Raw genomic sequence first — 21,065 nt, forward strand, 5'->3', positions numbered from 1 at the left:
TCGCATGAGGCGAGGACAGCCGAGTGCCGGTGCACCCAGGGTTACGATTTCGCCACGCCCGCCGTGTCAGGGTCGGGGAAGGTGGCCGATGGGCACAATCCTGGAGCCGGAACGACCGCACCACACCGGATCGGGGGACACGGTGCCATCGACCATGCGTACGGACACACCGGCCGACGCGTCGGAACAGGCGATGACGGCCCGCAAGGGCGGGGCGCCACCACCCGATCTGGAACTCCTCGTCCACGGAGTGGGCGGCACCACCCCCGAGGAGATGCTGGGCGATCCGCGCACCAGCCTGGTCACCGGCGACGAGACCGCGGCGGTCTACCGCAGGGCGGACGACATCGACGCCGAGCAGCGCCCGCCGGAGGACCGCGAGGGGCCGGACCGCGAGGGCCCGATCCGCGAGGCGTACGTCTGGTGCAACCTCACCTCGGGCAACAGCTCCCGCGCCCTGTGGCTGCTTTTACTGCCGTTCATGGTCGCCAACCTCGCCCACTGGATGCGGCCCCCGGCCGACCGGCGCGAGCGGACCGTGCGCACCTATGGCCTGCTCGTCCGGCTCGTGGCGCTCACCCTGACCGTGCTGCTGATCGCCGGGGCCTGTGAGGTGGCCCTGGACCTGGTCGCCTGGCAGTGCGCCGGTTCGGCCGACTGCGCCGGGGGCAAGTCCTGGCTCGGCTTCCTGTCCCCGGAGAACCACGGCTGGTGGAGCCGGCCCGGCCGCAGGCTCGCGCTCGCCGCGGTGCTGCCCGGCGCGCTCACCGGACTGCTGTGGTACCTGTCCAACCGCACCTGGAGCGCGTACGAGGCCTCCCCGCCGCTGGAGCGCCCCGTCGACGAGTCCGCCCCCGAGGCGGCCAACCGCCCCGCGCTCTGCCTGCCCGGCTTCTGGTACGGCCGCAGGATCGTCGCCCGGCTGCGCGCCGCGCACACCGCCGCGGGCTTCCTCACCATCGCGGCGGGCCTGACCCTGCCCACCACCACCTATGACCGCGAACCGGGCGGCAGCGGGCTTCTGGACACCGCGGGCTGGGCGCTGCTGACGCTGCTCTGCGCGGGCGCGGTCACGGTAGTGGCCGTGGTGTGCTACCGCGGCCGCAGCGAGTCCAAGGTCGACGGGGAGCTGGACCGCCTCACCATCACGGCGCTGCCCGGCGCCGCCCTCGCGGTGCTGGCCCTCTCCGTCCTGCACGCCGGCTGGTCCCGCCCGGGCTGGGTCTCCACCGGCCAGCTGCCGGGCAACGAGGCGTTCTGCGTCATCGCCATCGGGGAGGGCGCGCTGATCGTGACCATGGCGGTGTGCGCCCTGGTCCTGCACCGGGCCGCGCCCGGCCGCACCCCGCTGTACGGGCTCGCCGGGCCCGCCGTCGCCGTGCTCGCCTGCGGGCTCGGCGCGGTGCTGGCGGGCGGTGTCGCCCAGCGCTTCGCCGACTGGCTGGACGGCGGCGGCACCCCGGGTGAGGGGCCGGGGATAGCGCCTCCGGTGCTGCTGACCTGGCTGGCCACGGCCATCCCCGCGCTGCTGCTGGTCCTGGTCGTCCTGCTGGTGATCTTCACCGTAAGGGTGTGGCGGGTGCGCAACCGGCTGCTGCCGACCATCATGGACGGCTATCCGGGAGAACGGCCCGACGCCGTACGCACCCGGCGGATCGCGGCCACCATCGCCCGCGCGGGCCTCACCGACTCCGCCCCCTGGATCGTCGGCCCCGTCGCGCTGCTCACCCTGCTGTTCGGCGCCCTGGCCGTCACCGCGGCCTGGGTCACCAACGAGGTGCCGGGCCGGGCCGCCGACGGCGCGCCCGGGGCCGTGGACGCCGCGGCCCAGACCGCGCAGGCGCTGGGCTCCTGGCTGATGGGGCTGGCCTTCCTGATGCTGGTCACCTGGGCCCGCCGCGCCTACCGCAGCCCCTCCGCCCGCCGCACCATCGGCATCCTGTGGGACGTGGGCACCTTCTGGCCGCGCGCCGCCCACCCCTTCGCGCCGCCGTGCTACGCCGAGCGGGCGGTTCCCGATCTCACCTGGCGGATGGAGACCTGGACCCGCCGGCACGGCGGCCGGCTGGTCATCTCCGGCCACTCCCAGGGCAGTGTGCTGGCCGCCGCCGCGGTCTGGCAGGTGGACCACCGCACCCGCGGCCAGGTCGCGCTGCTCACCTACGGCTCACCACTGGAGCGGCTCTACGGGCGCTGGTTCCCCGCCTACTTCGGCCCCACCCAGCTACTCTCGCTCCACGGCGAGGTGCGCTGCTGGCGCAATCTGTGGCGCTATACCGACCCCATCGGCGGCCCCATCAAGCTGCCCGACGGCAGCGGGCCCGAGGTCGACTGCGGCGCGCTCAAGGACCCGCTGGCCTATGGCCGTACGACCGAACACCCGCTGCCCGCGCCGATCCTGGGGCACGGCGACTACCAGGCCGACCCCGTCTTCGACCGGGAGCGAGCCGGGCTGCTGGCCCGGCTCCCGGAGCAGACGCCGCCACCGGCGGAGGAGGAGGCCGTCGGTCAGATGAGCTCCGGCAGGTCCTCGGGGTAGAGCAGTGTGAGGTCGTCCGTGGTCGGGTCGCTCAGCTGGGCGACCCGGCCCGCGTGCCGCTCCACCATCGCCTCGAAGGTCTGCCGGGCGGTGCGGCCGTTGCCGAACGCCGGGCCCTTGGGGAGCGCCGTGAAGTACTTCAGCAGCCCCTCCGACGCCCCCTCGCCGATCCGGTACTCATGCTCCTCGGCCTGCTGCTCCACGATCCGCAGCAGCTCCTCCGGGCTGTAGTCGCCGAAGGTGATGGTGCGCGAGAAACGGGAGGCCACACCGGGGTTGACGGACAGGAACCGCTCCATCTCCGCCGTGTAACCCGCGACGATGACCACGACCGAGTCCCGGTGGTCCTCCATCAGCTTGACCAGCGTGTCTATGGCCTCGCGGCCGAAGTCCCGGCCGGAGTCCTCCGGCGAGAGGGCGTACGCCTCGTCGATGAACAGCACCCCGCCGCGCGCCCGGTCGAACGCCTCCTGGGTGCGGATGGCCGTGGAGCCGATGTGCTCACCGACCAGGTCCACCCGGGAGACCTCCACCAGATGGCCGCGCTCCAGCACGCCGAGGGAGGCCAGGATCTCCCCGTAGAGCCGGGCCACCGTCGTCTTACCGGTGCCGGGGGAGCCGGTGAAGACCAGATGGCGGCGGACGGAGGCGGCCTTGAGCCCGGCCTCCTGACGCCGCCGGCCCACCTCGATCATGTCGGTGAGGGCCCGCACCTCGCGCTTGACGCTCTCCAGCCCGACCAGCGCGTCCAGTTCGCCCAGCACCGCCGTGGACGGGCGGACGGCGACCGGGGGCTCGGCGGCGGGCGCGGAGGTCTGGGCGGCTCGCTGCGCCGGGACGCCGCCCAGCAGCCCGCCCGTCGAGGCGGTCTCCACGGCGGGCGCGGTGATCTGGGGCCGGGTGGGCGCGCCCGGGGAGCCCAAGGCCGTGGTGGCGCTCTCGTCGCTGGTGCAGTCCTCGGCGATCGGCCCCGCCTCGGAGAACTCGTAACCCCCGCGCGCACAGCGCTCCGTACGGCACCGGGTCAGGGTGGTGCGGCAGCCGTCGATGATGTGGAAGCCATAGCCCCCGCTGCCGGTCACCCGGCAGCCGGTGAAGGTGCCGCGGCCCTCGGCGGAGACATAGAACCCGGCCTCCGTCGGCCCGGAGACCGTGGTGCGCTCGACCGTCGGATCGGCGCCCTTGGTGACGATCACTCCGGTGGCCGCGCCGTCTATGGTGCAGTTGGCGAGCGTGCCGCCGCTGCCGTGATCGCGGAACCACGCCCCGGTGGCCGCCTCCCGGATGCGGCAGTCGTCAAGCTGGACGATGGCCCCGTCGCTGACCGAGACCGCGGTGGAGCGCACCTGGGACAGATCGCTGTCGACCACATCGACCCGCGACCCCCGGTCCAGGACGAACAGCGCGTCCGGCACCTCGCGCACCCGGCACGAGTCGAGCACCGCGGTCGCCCCGTCGCTGACCCACACCGCCGGATAGTCGCCGGTGCTCTCGTGCAGCTCGCACTGGTTGGCGTCCACCCGGGTGCCCGGGTCCCACACCGACAGGCCGTTGCGCCCGAACCGGCGCACCGTGGAGCGGGTCAGGGTCAGCACCGAACGCGACCTCAGGTCGATCGCGTTCTCGGGGATGTCATGGATCTCGCAGTCGGCGAGCGTGAGCACCGCGTCCGTGTCCAGGTTGACCCCGTCGGCCGTCGTACGGTGCACCCGGCAGTCGGTCAGATTCCCGGTCGCACGCCCGGAGACCTGCACCCCGGCGCCCCGGATCTCGTACACCTCACAGCCGACGGCCTCCAGCGAGGAGCCCTCGCCGGTCAGCGAGAAGCCCGCCCCGGACGCGTGGTGCACCCGGCAGCGGTCCAGGCGGGGACGGGCGCCGCCGCGCACCGCCACCCCGGACTGCCCCGCGGCCACCACCTCGCACTCCTCGAACACCCCGCCCGCGCCGTCCAGCACGCTGAGCCCGACGCCCGCGGGGTTGTCCACGGTGCAGCGCCGCACGGTCGGGCGGGCGCCGCCGCGCACCTCGATGCCGACCGCCGAGCGCGTGGCCACCCGTACGTCCGTCAGCTCCGGGGTGCCGTCCTCGATCAGCAGCGCGGGGGCGGCCGAGTCCTGGCCCTCGACATGCAGATCCTGGACCACGGCGGAGGCCCGTATCGTCAGCGCGACTCCGTCCACCGGCGCGATCCGCACCGAACCGCGTGCCGACCCCTCGGGCCCGCGCAGGGTGACGGCCCGGCCCACCACCAGATTCTCGCGGTAGGTGCCGGGCGAGATGGAGAGCACATCACCGTCCCCGGCGGCCTCCAGGGCCGCCGTGAGGGAGGCGTACTCTCCGGTGCGGCGCCGCCACCGAGACGTTCCGCTGTGCGTCACCTGGACGACCGAGCCCTGTGCCATGGTGCTGCTGTGCCCCCACCTCGTGCGTTGCCGGTGTGCGCGCCTGACCGCCGCTGCTGACTGCCGCTGCGCATATGGAATGCCCCACCGTAGCGTGCGCGAGGCGCCACGAGTTGACGTGGCTGTGGAGCACGGGGGGAGTTGTGTGTTCGTATGACAACTCCCGGCCGGGCGTTGCCCGCTCACACAGGTCAGCTGTCGGCGTCCGCCCGTCCCCAGTCCTGACCGGCTCGCTCCCAGGCGATGCCCCACTGCGCGTAGCGCCGGCGCATGAGCCGCCATACGACCAGCCGCCGGGCGCCGTCCACCAGGACCACCGTCACCCCGGCCGCTCCGATTCCGGCCAGTACGGCGTGGGTGGCGGCCGTCGCGGTGTCCAGCGGGCGGCCCACCGGGCGGCCGTGGTCGTCGGTCCAGATCCGGAACCGCTCACCGCGATCCGCGCCGGGGCGAGCCCCCAGCGTGCCCTCGTGGCTGCTGCCGTCCGGCCCCGTCCAGCGGGCGAGGACGCGGCGATGGGCGTCCCTCGCGGAAGCGGTCTCGGGATCGGAGTCGATGGGCGGATGCGGCAGCACCTTCACCACGGTGGCCGAGAGCGGATGACGCTCGGCGCGCTGCTTCTGCGCGGCCTTCACCAGCGCCCCGTGTGCCAGGGACCCCGACGTCCAGCCGACGGCGGGGGCGACGAGCAGAATGAGCACCGCGGCGACCAGCGCCGCGCACGCCTCCAGCACGTCCGTCTTACGGCGCAGCGGGTTGCGCCGCCAGCGCCACAGCCCCCAGATCATTCGCATGGATCACATACCCCCTTCCCCACTCGTGAGTACCGCATGGCGGGCCGGATATGCGCGTATTCGGCGGAGAGAGAGCAATATCACGGTGCCAGCCCTTTCGCCGTTCCGGCGGGCCGTCGGTGGTGCAGGGGGACGCACCAGATCAGCCGGGTGCCGCCCGCCTCGGGCGCCTCGATGTCCAAAGTGCCGCCCAGGAGTTCGGCCCGTGACCGCATATTGATCAGTCCTCCGCTGGGGGCGGCGCCCCCGGTGCCCACCCCGTTGTCCGTGACCTCCAGGGTGATGTCGGCGCCGACGGTCAGCCGCACCTCCACCCGCTGGGCATGGGCGTGCCGCACGGTGTTGCTGAGCGCCTCGGCCAGCACCGCCAGCACATGGTCGCCGGTCTCGTCCGGCACATCGATGTCCACCGGGCCGTCCATCAGCAGCGACGGGGCGAAGCCCAGGGTGTCCGAGGCCGAGCGGACGGCCTTGACCAGCCGGCGCCGCAGCGTCGCGGGTTCACCGCCGTCGTCCCCGACCGTGCGCAGGGCGAAGATCGTGGAGCGGATGATCTTGATGGTCTCGTCCAGGTCGTCGACCGCCCGACCCACCCGTTCGGCCGCCTCCGGACGCTCGATCAGCCGGCCCGCGCTCTGCAGGGTGAGCCCGGTCGCGAAGAGCCGCTGAATGGCCAGATCGTGAAGGTCCCGGGCGATCCGGTCCCGGTCCTGGAGCAGCGCCATGTGCTCGGACTCGGCGCGGTGCCGGGCCAGTTCCAGGGCCAGGGCCGCCTGCGCCGCGAACCCCGAGAGCAACTCCACCTCATGGTCGTCGAACGGCTGCCGCCCGGCCAGCCGGCACAGCCGCAGCGCACCGGAGGCCCGCTCGCCCGCGACCAGCGGTACGGCCACCACCGGGCCGAATTCGCTCTCCGGAGCCGGCAGCGGCCAGGACCGGGCCCGCGAGTCCACTCGTACGTCCGAGGCGACCGCGGGGCGCCCGGTGCGGGCCGCGAGTCCGGCCAGCGAGCCGTCGGACGGCACCACGAGCCCGCCGATGAGCTCGGCGTCATGCCCCTCGGCCACCTCGACCATCAGCGAGTCCGTGCCGGTGGCCGGCAGCAGGATCGCCGCCGAGTCGGCGAGGGCCACCTGGAGGGCGAGCCGGGCGATCAGGCTCAGCACCTCGCCCGCCGAGGTGCCCGCCAGCAGCGTACGGGTGATGACGCCGAGCGCTTCCAGCCACTGCTCGCGGCGCCGGCTCTCGTGGTACAGCCGGGCGTTGTCGATGGCCACCCCGGCGGCGACCGACAAGGTGGTCAGCACCGCCTCGTCATCGGCGTCGAACTGGGCGCCGCCGCGCTTCTCGGTCAGATAGAGGTTCCCGAAGACCTCGTCACGGACCCGGATCGGCACACCCAGGAACGAGCGCATCGGCGGATGGTGCTCCGGGAAGCCATAGCTGGCCGGATGCTCCGACAGATCGGTGAGCCGCAGCGGCTGGGGGTGGCGGATCAGCTCGCCGAGCAGCCCATGGCCACTGGGTAACGGGCCGATGCGGTACGCCTGTTCCTCGGACATGCCCACCGGCAGGAACTGCGAGAGCCGATGCCGGTCGACCACGCCCAGCGCGCCGTACTCGGCGTCGGCCAGTACCACCGCGGACTCCACGATCCGGCGCAGCACCTGCTCCAGGTCCAGCTCGCGGCCCACGCTGAGCACGGCCTCCAGGAGGCTGTGCATCCGGTCCTGGGTGGACCGGGCCGCGTCCAGTCGCGCCTGGAGCTCGTCGAGGAGCTGGTCGAGCCGGAGTTGTGGGAGGGCTGGATGGCGCCCCTGATCCGCACTGCCCGACACCTGGCCTCCATCCCCCCATGACCCTCTCACCAGCAGGGTAGCCGGGGTAGGGGCCGATGGTGGCGGGGATGGAAGGAACTCGGCCAGGGTCGGGGGTCGCCCGGGGACCGGCGCCTAGGAAACCGGCACCACGGCGACCGGGCACTTGGCGTGATGCAGCACGGCGTGGTTGACGAGCCCCAGTTGCATGCCGAAGTGCCCCTGCCGCCGCCGGGCCCCCACCACCAGCAGATCCGCGTGCGCGGAGGCGTCCAGCAGCGCCTTGCGCGCCGAGCCCTCGACCGGGCGGTGGGCCACCGGCACCGGCGGCAGCCCGGCCGCCGTGGCGCCGCCCAGCGTCTCGTCCAGGAGCGCGGCGGCGCGCCGCTCGTGCGCCTCACGCGCGCTTTGCGTCTCAGGTGCCCCATGTGTCGCACCGGCTTTCTGCGCCTCACCTGCCCCGTGGGCCGCCCAGGTCCCATGCGCCTCATGCGCCCCCTGCTCCTCGTGCGCGCCGTGGTCCCCGCGCCCGCCGTGGTCCCCGCGCCCGCCGTGATTCCCGGGCCTCGCGTGGTCCTCCGGGCCCGCGCAGCGCCAGGCGTGCACCGCCTCCAGCTCGCCGCCGCGCAGCCGCGCCTCGCGGAGGGCGAACGCGACGGCGGCGGAGGGCGGCGCGGGCTCCTGCTCACCCTGGCGCTCGCGCTCGGCGATCCCCACCACCACCCGGTTCATCCCGCCGCGCACGTTCTCCGGGCGGCCGCGCACCACGACCACCGGGCACTGGGCGCGGGCCGCGATGCCCAGTCCGACCGAGCCGAGCAGCAGCGAGGCGAACTCGCCGCGGCCGCGCGAGCCGACCACCAGCGCCTCGGCGCTCTTCCCGGCGCGCAGCAGGGCGGTCACCGCGTCGTCCGCCGCCAGGTCGGTCATCACCTTCAGGGCCGGCACCCGCCGCCCGGCCCGCTCGGCCGCGGTGGCCAGCACCGCCTCGCTGTGGAGCCGCTCGGCGGGGCGGTCGGCGGCCGTTCCGGGGATGTAGCCCTCGTACCGCTCCCACAGCGAGGCGTGGACGACCCGCAGCGGCAGCCCGCGGCGCCCGGCCATCTCGGCCGCCCAGTCCAGTGCGTCCGTGGCGGCGTCCGAACCGTCGACCCCGACGACCACGGGAAGCTCCACCGTGCCCACCGCCTCTCCTGCCGGCACCTGGAAATGTCCCTTCCCATTGTCCCGCCGAAGCGGTCGCCTAGGGAGCCCGGCGGCTCACTCAGCGCAGCCGCATGGCCAGCGTCACCACGGCGCCCACCGCCCCCGCGCTGATCACCAGCCGGTCGGTGACCAGCTGGGTCAGCCACAGCCCGCGGCCGCTGGTCGCGCCGTCCAGCCCCGGCAGGATCCGCGGGATGACGTCCTCGGAGAAGCCGGGCCCGGAGTCGCTGATCCGGCACTCCAGCTCGTCGCCGATCCGCCGCAGCAGCAGGGATCCGGTGCCGCCCGCGTGCTCGATGGCGTTGTTGGCGATCTCGTCCACGGCCAGCACGAAGTCCCCGCGGCGGGTCTCGCTGAGCCCGGCCCAGGCCGCGCACTCCTCGACCTGCACCCGAAGCCGGGGCAGCTCATCGGCGGTGAAATGACGGTGGAGCAGGTGTTCTCCGGCTCGATCGGCGGACCGACGACGAGGGTCGGCTAGCACCAGTGCCTCCCGTTTGGTGACGAGTACGAGCGACAACACAGGGTCGGTGAAGCAGCCGAGGGTACGGGGAGCGGCCTCTCATTGGTCACGACGACCACGAATGACGTGTCATATCGGAAACGTGACCGAAAATGGGTAAGGGTGAAGCGATACCCGATCGACGGTGTATCGCTTTGGATCGGCTGCCTCTCGTACGCACAGTGACCGCCGAGGGGCGAGGGGGGAGAGGAGACGGCAGAGTGAGGTCATGATGGGACTGCTGAGCGCGCTGAAGACCGAACACCGTGAGCGGCTGATGGCGCTCGCCCACGATGTTTCCTTCCCCTCGGGCGCCCGCATCTTCGAGGAAGGCCGTAAGGCCGACCGCTTCTGGATCATCCGCACCGGCGCGGTCACCCTCGATCTGCATGTCCCGGGGCGGCGGGCCGCGGTGATCGAGACCCTCGGCCCCGGAGAGCTCATCGGCTGGTCCTGGCTCTTCCCGCCGGACACCTGGCACCTGGGCGCGGAGGCGCTCAGCCCGGTGCGCGCACACGAGTTCAACGCCGAGGCGGTGCGTCGGCTGTGCGACGAGGACCCGGAGCTCGGCTACGCCCTCGCGCTGGCCTGTGCCCAGGTGATCGGGCGCCGGCTGCAGAGTGCCCGCACCCGGCTGCTGGACCTGTACGGGCCCTATGCGGGCGGAATCTCGCCATGACCGGGCCGGAGGTGCGGCGGGCGGCCCGAGGGCCGAATGGCCCCTTACGCTTCCCTGCGCCAGAACGTAAAGCTGGGCAGCCGGATCGCGACCGGCGACCCGCGCGCCATGGAGGAGAGGCCGTGCCCCAGACAGCCGACCCCGACGGCCCCATCGGGGTCTTTCTGCTCGACGACCACGAGGTGGTGCGGCGCGGACTGCGTGATCTGCTCGACGCCGAATCCGATCTGAAGGTGGTCGGCGAGGCGGCCAACGCCCGCGAGGCCATCGCCCGCGCCCCCGCCGTACGGCCACACGTCGCGGTACTCGACGTACGGCTCGGCTCCTCGGGCGAGGGCGGGGACCACGAAGGGATCGAGGTCTGCCGGGAGTTGCGGGCCCGGCTCCCCGACCTCGCCTGTCTGATGCTGACGTCCTTCGACGACGACGAGGCGCTGTTCGACGCCATCATGGCGGGGGCCGCGGGCTATGTGCTCAAGCAGATCAACGGGTCCGACCTGGTGTCGGCGGTGCGCACCGTGGCCGAAGGCCGCTCCATGCTCGACCCCGGTGCCACCTCCCGGGTGATGGCCCGGCTGCGCGGCCCCGCGCCGAGCGGGCCCGTGGAGCTGGAGAAGCTGTCCCCGCGGGAGCGGGAGATCCTCCAGCTCATCGGAGATGGGCTGACCAACCGGCAGATCGCCGAGCGGCTGTTCCTGGCCGAGAAGACCGTCAAGAACCGCATCTCCTCGATCCTGTCCAAGCTGGGCGTGGGACGGCGGATCCAGGCCGCGGTGATCGCCGAGCGGATCAAGGAGCGCGAGGCGGGTCAGTGAGCCCGTGGGCGATGCCCGGTGAGGGTGTCCGGATGACACCCTTACGGTGGCCGTCACGCTGGCCGCGTGCGTTTCGCGCGGAGCGCGAGACCGGTCCCCTTCCGGCCCCGCGCCCCACGCCGAACGGGGCGGGACCGGTCGACATGCTCATCACCGCAGTGGAGTGAGAGCCCGGCCCACCCCCGGTGGTGGAGATGGCTCGCGGAACTGCTCGGTCCAGCATCGCGGTGCGTCCCGCCGCCGGGGAGGGGCCGAACGGCCCTCATAAATCGGGCACGGACGGCCCTCACAACGAATCAGGGGCCGGACGGGGATACCCCATCCGGCCCGGACCTTCCCGCGACCGGGCCCGGCCCGGTCGCATCACCTCCCGACGTGTGTCAGTAGCCGCCTCCCGGCGGGGGCGGGTTCTGCTGACGCCCGTAAGGGTCGTCGTACGGAGAGGGCGCGGGCGCCGCCGGGCGAGGCGCGACCGGACGCGTCATGGCCGGGCGCATCGCCTCGTACCCCATCGGCGAGGCCGGCGCGGGGCGCTGCATCTGCGGCTGCTGGGCGCCCGGGTAGCCCCGCGGTCCCGTCGGCTGCGGCGGGATGTAGGGCGAGTGCGCCTGCTGCAGGCCGGTGGGCTGCGGCGCGTGCTGCTGGTACCCCTGGTGCATGGGTTGCGGGGAGGGGGCGGCCGGCAGCGCGGGGAGCGCCGAGGGCAGCGCCGGAAGATGACTTCCGGTGTCATAGGCCGACGGCACCCTGATGGGTGCGATCTGCGGTGTCCCCCGCTCGGCGACAAGACTGTCGTAGATGGGGGTGTCCGGGAAGGACGGCGAGGAGTAGTAGCCGCCACCGTAAGTGCTGCGGGGGGAGGTCATAGACCATAAGTTAAGCCCACCATGTGCTGATTGGGGAGTCCGGTAGGAGGGTTGTTTTCAGTGTTCGGAGTGGCCGTGGATCCCCAATCCGAGCGAACCCGGGAAAATCGGTCGTCAGGGTACGTTGAGATCGTGTAAAGAGCGCGTTTTCAGCGGGTAGCCACCTGTCGTGCGCGCTGTGCGACGGCCGAGCGGCCCGATCCGAGTGAACAGAAAGGCAGGGGGACGGAAATGGCGATGCGCAAGGGCGGTAACACGCCAGTACCGGCTGACGCGGTACGGATCGAGCTGGGCTGGCGCGCCGGACCGGGAGCGCCGGACGTGGACGCCTCGGCGCTGCTGCTGGTGTCCGGAAAGGTCAGGTCCGACGGGGACTTCGTGTTCTACAACCAGGCGGCGCACTCCTCCGGCGCGGTGCGCCACGAGGGGAAGCGGACCGCGGGTGACACCGTGACCGACACCCTCTCGGTGGACCTCGCCCGGGTCGAGCCCGCCGTCGACACCGTGGTCCTCGCGGCGTCGGCCGATGGCGGAACGTTCGGCCAGGTCCCCGGTCTGAACATCCGGGTGCTGAACGCGGCGGGCGGCGCGGAGATCGCCCGCTTCGACAGCGAGGACGCCACCGTCGAGACCGCCTTCGTCCTCGGCGAGCTGTACCGCAGGCAGGGCGCCTGGAAGTTCCGCGCGGTGGGCCAGGGGTACCAGAGCGGTCTCGCGGGGCTCGCCACGGACTTCGGCATCTCGGTCGACGAGCCGCAGCAGACGTCGGCTCAGCCCGCCGCCCCGGCTCCGGCTCCCGCCGCCCCGCCGAACGCCGGACAGAACCCGTACGCGGCGCAGAACCCTTACCCGTCCGCGCAGAACCCGTACGCCGCCCCGGCACCGCCCGCCGCCCCCGCGCCGCCGTCCGGCCCGCCCGCCGGGGCGTACCCGCCTCCGACGCCCACGGCCGTCTCCACGCCCCTGCCGCCGCCTCCGCCCACCGCTCCGGCGGCCCCGGCCCCCGCGCCCGCCTCGGCGCCGGTGAACCTCAGCAAGGTCACCCTGACGAAGGAGGCGCCCTCGGTCTCGCTGACCAAACAGGGCGGCACCTCCGGCACCATGCGGATCAACCTCAACTGGCAGGTGCACAAGCAGTTCTCGGGGTGGGCCTCCAAGCTGGGCCGGGCCATGGCCATGCACGGCGACCTCGATCTCGACCTGGGGGCGCTGTTCGAACTCGCCGACGGCAGCAAGGGCGTGGTCCAGGCGCTCGGCAACTCCTTCGGCTCGCTGCACCAACCGCCCTTCATCCACCTGGACGCCGACGACCGGACCGGTGCCCGGGCGACCGGTGAGAACCTCACCATCAACCTCGACCACCAGAAGCTGTTCCGCCGGATCCTGATCTTCGTGACCATCTACGAGGGCGCCCGCAGCTTCGCCAACCTCCACGCCACGGTCACCCTCCAACCGCAGTTCGGCGCCCCGATCGACTTCTCGCTCGACGAGTGCACCGTCCCGTCCCCGGTCTGCGCGCTCGCGCTCATCACCAACACCGGCGGCGAGCTCGTCGTGCAGCGCGAGGCCCGCTACCTGGTGCCGCAGCGCGGCACCAGCCCGCAGCGCACCCTCGACCACGCCTACGGCTGGGGCATGAACTGGACCCCCGGCCGCAAATGAAACCCCGGTGCACGGGGCGCGGCCGTCAGGGCGCGGCGCTGGGGCGGGCATAGGTGCGCCCCTTCCAGGCCGCGCCCTGCCCCAGGTGGTGCCGCACCGCCGAGTCCACCGTCATCAGCAGATAGAGAAGGGCCGTCAGGGGCAGCAGCGGCGCCAGCCACAGCGTCTGCCGGTAGTAGCGCAGCATCGGGATGTAGCTGCCCGCCATCAGCGCCCAGGCGGCGGCGCCCAGTGCCAGTGGCGTGGAACGCCCCGTCAGTACCCCGGCGACCACGGCCGCGGGCGGCACGAGATACACCGCCGCCAGCCCCGCGACCGTCACCAGCAACAGCAGCGGATTGTGGCGCAGCTGGGTGTACGCGCTGCGCGAGACCATCCGCCACAGCTCGCCCAGCCGCGGATACGGCCGCACACTGTCGACCCGGTCGGCCAGCCCCAGCCAGATCCGTCCGCCGGACCGTTTCACCGTGCGGGCGAGCGCCACGTCGTCGATGACCGCCTGCCGGATCGCCTCCGGGACCCCGGCCCGCTCGGCCGCCTCCCGGCGCAGCAGCACACAGCCGCCCGCGGCCGCCGCGGTGCGCCCCCGGGGCCGGTTGACCCATCGAAAGGGGTAGAGCTGCGCGAAGAAGTAGACAAAGGCGGGCACGATCAGCCGCTCCCAGTAGGTCACCACCCGCAGCCGCGCCATCTGGGAGACCAGATCCAGCCCGTTCGCCTCGGCCGCGCGCACCAACTCCCGCAGGGAGTCCGGCTCATGCGCGATATCCGCGTCCGTCAGCAGCAGATAGTCCACGCCGCCGTCGTCCTTACGGTCCGCGTCCCGGCCGTCCGCGTCCTTACGGTCCGCGCCGTCCGCGTTCCCACGGTCCGCGGCGAGGCGGGTCGTGGCGAGCGCCATGCCGTGCCGCACCGCCCACAGCTTGCCCGTCCAGCCGGGGCCGGGGTCGCCGGGGGAGTCGACGGTCAGCGGCAGCCCGCCGTGTTCGTCGGCCAGTTCACGGGCCAGCTTTCCGGTGCCGTCCGAGCTGCCGTCGTCGATCAGGAAGATCTCCGCCGGCCCCGGATAGTCCTGGGCGAGCAGCGAGGGCAGACTGGCCGGAAGCACCGCGGACTCGTCCCGGGCGGGCACCACGACGGCCACCGAGGGCCACCCCGCGGGCTCCGGCGGCCCGAACCCGTCCGGCTCCGGCGGCCCCGAGCCGTCCGGGCCGCTCCGGGGCAGCCGTACGTCCGTACGCCAGAAGAAGCCCTGGCCCAGCAGCAGCCACAGCCATGCGGCCAACGACCCGGCGGCGATCCACATCAGCGCGCTCACCCGCCGAAGTCTGCCCGAAGGTGTGCCCGGCCGCCGCGCGCACGGGACCGATCCATTAAAGTGACCGGGTGAAGATCGCGCTTATGGACTCCGGAATCGGGCTGTTGCCCGCCGCCGCCGCGATGCGTCGACTCCGACCGGACGCCGATCTCGTCCTCTCCTCCGACCCCGCCACCATGCCGTGGGGCCCGCGCATCCCCGAGGACGTCACCGGGCTCGCCCTGGGCTGCGCCCGGGCCGCCGCCGCGCACCGCCCCGCCGCGCTGATCGTCGCCTGCAACACCGCCTCCGTCCACGCACTGCCCGCGCTGCGCGCCGAGCTGGAGCCCGGGTTGCCGATCATCGGCACCGTGCCCGCCATCAAGCCCGCGGCGGCCGGGGGAGGGCCGATCGCGATCTGGGCCACCCCTGCCACCACCGGCAGCCCGTACCAGCGCGGACTGATCCGTGACTTCGCGGACGGCGTCGAGGTGACCGAGGTGCCGTGCCCGGGGCTCGCCGACGCGGTGCAGCACGCCGACAACGAGGGGATCGACGCCGCGGTGGCCGCCGCGGCGGCCCGCACCCCGCGCGATGTCACGACCGTCGTCCTGGGCTGCACCCATTACGAACTCGTCGCCGACCGGATCCGGGCCGCCGTACAGCAGCCGGACGCGCCGCCGATCGTCCTCCACGGCTCGGCCGGGGCCGTCGCCGCCCAGGCCCTGCGCCGGATCGGCGCCGACCCGTTCCCGCCGGACGGCCCGGTCACCCCGGGCGGTCTGACCGTCATCCTCAGCGGACGCGAGGCCGCCCTGCCGGAGGTCGCCCTGACCTACGCCGAAGGCGTGTTGCTGGCACCCGTCGCCCCGACGCGCGCTTGACAGCGGCGCCTCGTGCGGTGAGCTGACCGAAACGCTCCTCACCAGCGGATTCACCCGCCCCGCTGCCGTGGTGCCGGAAGGTGAGTACGCTGCCAACCATGAGGCACCACGACCACGGAGAGCCGAGCGCCCACGGGCAGCCGCCCGCGGTCTGGATCGGACGCGCCCACAATCGCGTGCAGTGGCTGCTGGCCGTGGCGGGCGCCGCGTGCCTGGCACTCGGTGTCGACCTCGCCGTCGACTCGCCCTGGGGCTCGGGCATCGCCCCGCTCCTGATGGCCGTCATCGGCTGTGTCGCCGCCGGGCTGCTGATGCTCTTCGGCACCCTCGCCTTCGTCCATGTGGCGGTACGGGTCGACGACGAGGTGCTGGAGATCCGCTGCGGCCATATGGGGCTCCCACGCCGCCGCATCCCGCTCAGCGACGTGGTCCACGCCGATGTGGCCCGTAAGGTCACCCCCTGCCAGTGGGGCGGCTGGGGCTACCGCTGGCGCCCCGAGAAGGGCACGGCGGTGGTCGTGCGCCGGGGCGAGGGCGTGGTGGTCCGCCTCGGGGACGGCCGGGTCTTCACGGTCACGGTGGACGACGCGGAGGCGGCGGTCCGGGTCATCCGCGACCGGCTGCGGCTGATCGCGGCCCGCACCTCCCAGATCTAGCCGATCCCCGTTCCCCTCCTTCGGGGGACGCGTGCCCCTTCGCGGCCTCCGGGGCTCGCTCATGGCACCGCTCCCGGGCCGCCGTCCAGGCGGCGGGCGGTCGCCAGTCCGGCGAGGAGGCCCGCCCCCGCGGTGATCTGGGAGAAGCTGAGGGCGTTGCCCAGACAGGACTCGACGGCCAGGGCCGTGAGGGTCGCGGCCGCCGTGAGGACCACCGGCGTGGGGCGCGGGGAGCGCCACAGGGCGTGGAGCATCCAGCCGAAGGCCGCGCCCAGCAGGGCCACCCCCGGCAGCCCCTGACCGGCCGCCTGCTGGAGCGGCGCGGAATGCGGCTTGGCCTCCGCGCCCAGCGGCTGGGCCGCCGCGGGACTCAGCTCGCCGAAGCGGTCCGGGCCCACGCCGCGCAGCGGATCCGTCTCCTCGATACGGGCGGCGTCCTGCCACAGCCGGATCCGGTGCTCGGTGAGATGGGCGCGCAGGGCGTGCGGCAGCCCGCCCGGGAGCGAGCCCTTGGCCACCGCCCAGGTGCCGCCGACCGCGACCGCGGCGATCAGCGCGCACGCGGCGAGCGCCGGCAGCCGCCGCCGTGGCCGGGCGGCGATCAGCGAGCACACCAGGACGGTGCCGCTCGCCACCGAACCGACCGTCGAGCCGCTCAGCACCGCCGTCAGCGTGATCGCCGCGGCCGGCAGCCACAGCGCCGGGCGGAGGACCCGAGGGGCGGCCCAGGCCGCGCAGCAGAGCGCGCCCGTGGCCAGGGTGAGCTGGGCCGCGCCCGGCCCCTCATGGCCGGTGAGTCCGTATGGCGAGGTGCAGGCCAGGCCGAACCCCGCGAGCCCGGCGGCCGCCGCCCCGGCGACCGGCAGCAGTGATCCGGCGATCCGGCCGCAGGCGTACCCGGCGGCCACCGCCAACACCGCCAGCAGGACCCCCTCGGGGCGGGCCGGTCGCCCCATGGCCGTTATCAGCGCCCATACGGCACAACCGGCCAGGATCAGAACCCCCGCGATATCGGACGCACCGGCGCAGCCGTCGGCCGGTCCGCCGTGGTCCTGCACGACAGGCTCCACCACTGATGACGTCATCCCGCCGACCCCCCGTCGTGACGGGCATCGCGCCGACGCCCTTACGGCCGTCGCGCGAGCCATGACACCCGAAACCGTAGCGCTTGTCGTAAGGAATGTGTATATGGTGCGCAGAAACGATGAGTCGGTCGTGAAACGCCCACCCTGGAGGGCGCCGTACGGCCGCCGCGCGCGCCCCCGTTTCCGCCCGATACCCTCGGCCCATGCCGACCCCCGACTTCATCCGTGACCTCAGGGCCTCCATCGGTCATGAACTGCTCTATCTGCCGGGCGTGAGCGCCGTGGTCTTCGACGACCAGGACCGGGTGCTGCTGGGCCGCCGGGCCGACAACGGCCGCTGGACCATCATCTGCGGTATCCCCGAACCCGGTGAGCAGCCGGCCACGGCGGTGGTCCGCGAGGTCGAGGAGGAGACCGCGGTGCGCTGCGTCCCCGAACGCGTCGTGCTCGTACGGACCCTGGAGCCGGTGACCTACCCCAACGACGACAAGTGCCAGTTCGTGGACGTCTGCTTCCGCTGCCGCGCGGTCGGCGGCGAGGCGCGGGTGAACGACGACGAGTCGCTGGACGTCGGCTGGTTCCCGCTCGACGCGCTGCCCGAGATGGAGGACTTCTCCCGGTCCCGGATCAAGCAGGCGCTCGAGGACGGCCCGACATGGTTCGAGCCCATCATCGGGGAGTGAAGTATGTGCCGCCCCCACATCGGCCCGGGCCCGACGGCTGCCTAATGTGCCCCTCATGAGCGCGTCCACCACACCAGGCCCGGACTCACGGGCGTCCGGCGGCCCCGACCTCTCCGGCCGTACCGCACTCGTCACGGGCGCCGCCGGGGGCATCGGCCGGGCCTGCACGCTGCGGCTGGCCACCGCCGGGGCGCGGGTGCGGGCCGTCGATCTGGACGCCGGGGGCCTCACCGACGTCGTCGCCTCGGCCACCGGACTGCCCGGCCCGGTCGAGGCCCACCCCATGGACCTCACCGACCTCGAGGCCGCCGAGCGGGCCGCCTCGGGCACCGACATCCTGGTCAACAACGCCGGGCTCCAACTGGTCCGGCCCATCGAGGACTTTCCGCCCGAGGTCTTCTCCCGGGTGCTCACCGTGATGCTCGAGGCCCCCTTCCGGCTGGTGCGCGGCGCGCTGCCGCACATGTACGCCCAGGGCTGGGGCCGGATCGTGAACATCTCCTCGGTGCACGGGCTGCGCGCCTCCCCGTACAAGTCGGCCTATGTGGCCGCCAAACACGGTCTGGAAGGGCTCTCCAAGGTCGCCGCCCTGGAGGGCGCGGAGCACGGGGTGACCTCCAACTGCGTCAGCCCCGGCTATGTGCGCACCCCGCTCGTCGAGCGGCAGATCGCCGACCAGGCCGAGGCCCACGGGATCTCGCCGGAGCGGGTGGTCTCCGAGGTCATGCTGGCCGACGCGGCGGTCAAGCGGCTGGTCGAGCCCGAGGAGGTCGCCGAGGCCGTCGCGTACCTCTGCGGTCCGCACACGTCCTTCATCACCGGGGCCTCGCTCAGCATGGACGGCGGATGGACCGCCCACTGAGCGGCCCGTCGGATCGGTCACCGGCCCTCGAAGGCCGATTGGCTCAGCCACTGGACCACGAAGGCGGATTGGCCGAGCCACCGGCGGACGGTGGCCGATTGGCTGAGCCACCTCCGGACGGTGGCCGATTGGCTCAGCCACCGAACCATCTGTTGCCCGGCCGCCCCGTCGACAAGGCACCGGGCCGCCTTACGGCTGGCGCCGCCGCGCCCGGCGGGAGTATGCCTGTGCCCATGCCCGACGACCGGCCGGAGAACCCCTACCTGGAACTGCTCGCACGCGGAGCGCCCGCCGAGGCGTACGAGCGTCCGGTGCTGCGCGCCCGCGCCGACAAGGCTCCGGCGGACCGGCTGGCGGCCCTGGAGGCCGCCAAGCTGCTCGCCCTGCGGGTACGCGGTGAGCTGGAGGGGCGACGGCGCCGCGAGGCCGAGCTGTCCGCGCTCTTCGAGACCGCCCACGACCTGGCGGGGCTGCGCGACCTGGACGCGGTGCTCCAGGCCATCGTGCAGCGTGCCCGCTCCCTGCTGGGCACCGAGGTGGCCTATCTGACGCTCAACGACCCGACGGCCGGTGACACCTATATGAGGGTCACCGACGGTTCGGTCTCGGCCCGCTTCCAGCAGCTGCGGCTCGGCATGGGGGAGGGACTGGGCGGTCTGGTGGCCCAGACAGCCCGCCCTTACGTGACCGAGAGCTATTTCCACGATCCGCGGTTCCAGCACACCCACGCCATCGACGCGGGCGTCAGGGACGAGGGGCTCGTCGCCATCCTCGGGGTGCCGCTGCTGCTCGGCAGCGGTGTCATCGGCGTGCTGTTCGCGGCCGACCGCCGGGCCCGGGTGTTCGAACGCGAGCAGATCGCTCTGGTCGGCTCGTTCGCCGCCCACGCGGCCGTGGCCATCGACACCGCCCATCTGCTCGCCGAGACCCGTACGGCGCTCGCCGAGCTGGAGGCCGCCAACGAGATCATCCGGGACCGCAGCCGGGTCATCGAGCGTGCCTCGGACGTCCACGACCGGCTCACCGAGCTGGTGCTCCGCGGCGGCGGGGTGCACGACGTGGCCGACGCCCTGGCCGAGGTGCTCAGCGGCTCGGTGGAGTTCCTCGAGGCCGACCAGGCGCCCGCGGCGGCCGTCGACCGGTCCCGGGCCGACGGCCACGCGGTGCGCGACGGCGAGGAGGACTGGGTCGCCGCGGTCTCGGCGGGCGGCGAACTGCTGGGCGCGCTCGTGCTGCGCGGCCACCCCCGGCTCGACCCCGTGGACCAGCGCACCCTGGAGCGGGCCGCGATGGTCACCTCGCTGCTGCAGCTCGCCCGCCGTTCGGCGGGCGAGGCCGAACAGCGGGTGCGCGGCGAGCTCCTGGACGACCTCCTCGACGCCCCCGACCGCGAGCCCCGGCTGCTGCGCGAGCGCGCCGCGCGGCTCCAGGCGGATCTGGACACGCCCCATGTGGTGCTCGCGGCGGGCATCGAGGCCCCGGGCATGGGCACACCCACCACCGGGTCCGGCAACGCACACGGCGCCACGCACGGCGCCACCCACACCACCACGCACTGCGCCACACACGGAAGCGGGCCCGGAAGCACGTCCAGCACGTCCAGCACGTCCGGTGGTGCGCCCGCCGAGGACGCCGCGGGCCGTCGGCGGCTGTGGTCCGCCGCGTCCCATCTGGCGGCCACCCGGCACGGTCTGGCCGCCGCCCGCGACGGCGGCACCGTCCTGCTGCTGCCGCTCGCCGACGGCGACACCGCCGACGTCCTCGCCCGCCGCACCGCCCGGCAGCTGGGCACCGCCGTGCACGCCGCGGTCACCGTGGGCGCCTCCGCGCCCGTTCCCGCGCCCGCCGCACGGCCCGGGGAGGTCGCCGCGGGCTACGCCGAGGCGCGGCGCTGTCTGGCCGCCCTGCGGGTGCTGGGCCGGGCCGGACAGGGCGCCGCCGCCGAGGACTTCGGCTTCCTCGGTCTGCTGCTGGCCGGGACCCGCGAGGGCGCCCCGGACGGCACCGGCGTCCAGGACTTCGTGCACCGCACCGTGGGCGCCGTCATCGACTACGACGAGCGGCGCGGCACCGAACTCATCCGCACGCTCGACGCGTACTTCGCCGGCGGGATGAGCCCGGCCCGTACGAAGGACGCCCTCCACGTGCACGTCAACACGGTGGCGCAGCGGCTGGAGCGGGTCGGGCGGCTGCTCGGCCCCGACTGGCAGTCGCCCGCCCGCTCCCTGGAGATCCAGCTGGCCCTGCGGCTGCACCGCCTGACCTCGGCCGTGGGTTACTGAGCCCCGGCCGTGGTGGGCTACCAGCCCCGGC

17 protein-coding genes are annotated in these 21,065 nt (G+C 73.6%); 9 read left to right on the plus strand and 8 right to left on the minus strand.

The annotated features are described in order from the left end of the window. Nucleotides 1-154 precede the first annotated feature (154 nt). Complete coding sequence (locus tag ACMTAK_RS45065; RefSeq protein ID WP_413813190.1) at nt 155-2,539, plus strand: hypothetical protein; 2,385 nt, start codon at nt 155-157, stop codon at nt 2,537-2,539. Here ACMTAK_RS45065 and ACMTAK_RS45070 read toward each other — a convergent pair. The 5 genes from ACMTAK_RS45070 to ACMTAK_RS45090 all read right to left on the minus strand — a co-directional run bounded on the left by ACMTAK_RS45070 (nt 2,509) and on the right by ACMTAK_RS45090 (nt 9,245). Beyond that, on the minus strand, nt 2,509-4,944 hold the full coding sequence (locus tag ACMTAK_RS45070) for a right-handed parallel beta-helix repeat-containing protein (RefSeq protein ID WP_413811512.1): 2,436 nt from the start codon (nt 4,942-4,944) through the stop codon (nt 2,509-2,511). The two genes, ACMTAK_RS45065 and ACMTAK_RS45070, sit on opposite strands and share 31 nt — an antisense overlap. A gap of 191 nt (nt 4,945-5,135) precedes the next feature. Further along, the gene (locus ACMTAK_RS45075; RefSeq protein ID WP_413811513.1) at nt 5,136-5,738 is read right to left on the minus strand and encodes an Rv1733c family protein; all 603 of its coding nucleotides are present in this window, start codon (nt 5,736-5,738) and stop codon (nt 5,136-5,138) included. Nucleotides 5,739-5,818: 80 nt separating this feature from the next. Further along, the gene (locus ACMTAK_RS45080) at nt 5,819-7,576 is read right to left on the minus strand and encodes a GAF domain-containing sensor histidine kinase (protein ID WP_413811514.1); all 1,758 of its coding nucleotides are present in this window, start codon (nt 7,574-7,576) and stop codon (nt 5,819-5,821) included. Nucleotides 7,577-7,690: 114 nt separating this feature from the next. After that, on the minus strand, nt 7,691-8,758 hold the full coding sequence (locus tag ACMTAK_RS45085) for a universal stress protein (protein WP_413811515.1): 1,068 nt from the start codon (nt 8,756-8,758) through the stop codon (nt 7,691-7,693). Nucleotides 8,759-8,819: 61 nt separating this feature from the next. Next, nucleotides 8,820-9,245, minus strand: coding sequence for an ATP-binding protein (locus tag ACMTAK_RS45090; RefSeq protein WP_051573807.1), 426 nt, complete (start codon nt 9,243-9,245; stop codon nt 8,820-8,822). 247 nt (nt 9,246-9,492) lie between these two features. On the opposite strand from ACMTAK_RS45090, the gene ACMTAK_RS45095 reads away from it, so the two are divergent. Then, entirely contained in the window at nt 9,493-9,942 is a 450-nt protein-coding gene (locus ACMTAK_RS45095) for a Crp/Fnr family transcriptional regulator (protein ID WP_138912394.1), read from the plus strand. A 122-nt stretch (nt 9,943-10,064) separates the two neighbouring features. Continuing rightward, complete coding sequence (locus tag ACMTAK_RS45100) at nt 10,065-10,757, plus strand: response regulator (protein WP_020873494.1); 693 nt, start codon at nt 10,065-10,067, stop codon at nt 10,755-10,757. Between the two features lie 380 nt (nt 10,758-11,137). On the opposite strand, the gene ACMTAK_RS45105 is transcribed toward ACMTAK_RS45100, so the two are convergent. Next, nucleotides 11,138-11,623 (minus strand): DUF6643 family protein, encoded by a 486-nt coding sequence (locus ACMTAK_RS45105; RefSeq protein ID WP_413811516.1) that lies wholly within the window; start codon nt 11,621-11,623, stop codon nt 11,138-11,140. A 237-nt stretch (nt 11,624-11,860) separates the two neighbouring features. Here ACMTAK_RS45105 and ACMTAK_RS45110 point away from each other — a divergent pair, with 237 nt between their 5' ends. Continuing rightward, entirely contained in the window at nt 11,861-13,285 is a 1,425-nt protein-coding gene (locus tag ACMTAK_RS45110) for a TerD family protein (RefSeq protein ID WP_413813191.1), read from the plus strand. A 25-nt stretch (nt 13,286-13,310) separates the two neighbouring features. Here ACMTAK_RS45110 and ACMTAK_RS45115 read toward each other — a convergent pair whose 3' ends face one another. Then, on the minus strand, nt 13,311-14,591 hold the full coding sequence (locus ACMTAK_RS45115; protein WP_413813192.1) for a glycosyltransferase: 1,281 nt from the start codon (nt 14,589-14,591) through the stop codon (nt 13,311-13,313). Between the two features lie 95 nt (nt 14,592-14,686). On the opposite strand from ACMTAK_RS45115, the gene ACMTAK_RS45120 reads away from it, so the two are divergent. Then, nucleotides 14,687-15,466 carry a glutamate racemase gene (locus ACMTAK_RS45120; RefSeq protein ID WP_413813193.1) on the plus strand — a complete coding sequence of 260 codons (780 nt, stop codon included), beginning with the start codon at nt 14,687-14,689 and terminating at the stop codon, nt 15,464-15,466. Between the two features lie 98 nt (nt 15,467-15,564). Then, the gene (locus ACMTAK_RS45125) at nt 15,565-16,122 is read left to right on the plus strand and encodes a hypothetical protein (RefSeq protein WP_413811517.1); all 558 of its coding nucleotides are present in this window, start codon (nt 15,565-15,567) and stop codon (nt 16,120-16,122) included. Nucleotides 16,123-16,181: 59 nt separating this feature from the next. Here ACMTAK_RS45125 and ACMTAK_RS45130 read toward each other — a convergent pair whose 3' ends face one another. Further along, a complete protein-coding gene (locus ACMTAK_RS45130; protein ID WP_413811518.1) occupies nt 16,182-17,207 on the minus strand; it encodes an O-antigen ligase family protein in 1,026 nt (341 codons plus the stop codon). A 203-nt stretch (nt 17,208-17,410) separates the two neighbouring features. On the opposite strand from ACMTAK_RS45130, the gene ACMTAK_RS45135 reads away from it, so the two are divergent. The 3 genes from ACMTAK_RS45135 to ACMTAK_RS45145 all read left to right on the plus strand — a co-directional run bounded on the left by ACMTAK_RS45135 (nt 17,411) and on the right by ACMTAK_RS45145 (nt 21,034). Next, nucleotides 17,411-17,890 carry an NUDIX hydrolase gene (locus ACMTAK_RS45135; protein WP_413811519.1) on the plus strand — a complete coding sequence of 160 codons (480 nt, stop codon included), beginning with the start codon at nt 17,411-17,413 and terminating at the stop codon, nt 17,888-17,890. A 55-nt stretch (nt 17,891-17,945) separates the two neighbouring features. Then, nucleotides 17,946-18,752, plus strand: coding sequence for a 3-hydroxybutyrate dehydrogenase (locus ACMTAK_RS45140; protein WP_413811520.1), 807 nt, complete (start codon nt 17,946-17,948; stop codon nt 18,750-18,752). Nucleotides 18,753-18,973: 221 nt separating this feature from the next. Further along, a complete protein-coding gene (locus ACMTAK_RS45145; protein ID WP_413811521.1) occupies nt 18,974-21,034 on the plus strand; it encodes a helix-turn-helix domain-containing protein in 2,061 nt (686 codons plus the stop codon). Nucleotides 21,035-21,065 lie beyond the last annotated feature (31 nt).

Origin of the sequence: Streptomyces lacaronensis (assembly GCF_047337785.1) — a bacterium.
In the GTDB taxonomy this organism is placed as follows: Bacteria; Actinomycetota; Actinomycetes; order Streptomycetales; family Streptomycetaceae; genus Streptomyces; species Streptomyces lycopersici.

Bases quoted from the DNA above. Each gene is read 5' to 3' on its own strand.
- ACMTAK_RS45065 (WP_413813190.1), top strand. From the start codon at position 155: ATGCGTACGGACACACCGGCCGACGCGTCGGAACAGGCGATGACGGCC.
- ACMTAK_RS45070 (WP_413811512.1), bottom strand. From the start codon at position 4,944: ATGGCACAGGGCTCGGTCGTCCAGGTGACGCACAGCGGAACGTCTCGG.
- ACMTAK_RS45075 (WP_413811513.1), bottom strand. From the start codon at position 5,738: ATGCGAATGATCTGGGGGCTGTGGCGCTGGCGGCGCAACCCGCTGCGC.
- ACMTAK_RS45095 (WP_138912394.1), top strand. From the start codon at position 9,493: ATGATGGGACTGCTGAGCGCGCTGAAGACCGAACACCGTGAGCGGCTG.
- ACMTAK_RS45105 (WP_413811516.1), bottom strand. From the start codon at position 11,623: ATGACCTCCCCCCGCAGCACTTACGGTGGCGGCTACTACTCCTCGCCG.
- ACMTAK_RS45110 (WP_413813191.1), top strand. From the start codon at position 11,861: ATGCGCAAGGGCGGTAACACGCCAGTACCGGCTGACGCGGTACGGATC.
- ACMTAK_RS45115 (WP_413813192.1), bottom strand. From the start codon at position 14,591: ATGTGGATCGCCGCCGGGTCGTTGGCCGCATGGCTGTGGCTGCTGCTG.
- ACMTAK_RS45120 (WP_413813193.1), top strand. From the start codon at position 14,687: ATGGACTCCGGAATCGGGCTGTTGCCCGCCGCCGCCGCGATGCGTCGA.
- ACMTAK_RS45125 (WP_413811517.1), top strand. From the start codon at position 15,565: ATGAGGCACCACGACCACGGAGAGCCGAGCGCCCACGGGCAGCCGCCC.
- ACMTAK_RS45130 (WP_413811518.1), bottom strand. From the start codon at position 17,207: ATGACGTCATCAGTGGTGGAGCCTGTCGTGCAGGACCACGGCGGACCG.
- ACMTAK_RS45135 (WP_413811519.1), top strand. From the start codon at position 17,411: ATGCCGACCCCCGACTTCATCCGTGACCTCAGGGCCTCCATCGGTCAT.
- ACMTAK_RS45140 (WP_413811520.1), top strand. From the start codon at position 17,946: ATGAGCGCGTCCACCACACCAGGCCCGGACTCACGGGCGTCCGGCGGC.
- ACMTAK_RS45145 (WP_413811521.1), top strand. From the start codon at position 18,974: ATGCCTGTGCCCATGCCCGACGACCGGCCGGAGAACCCCTACCTGGAA.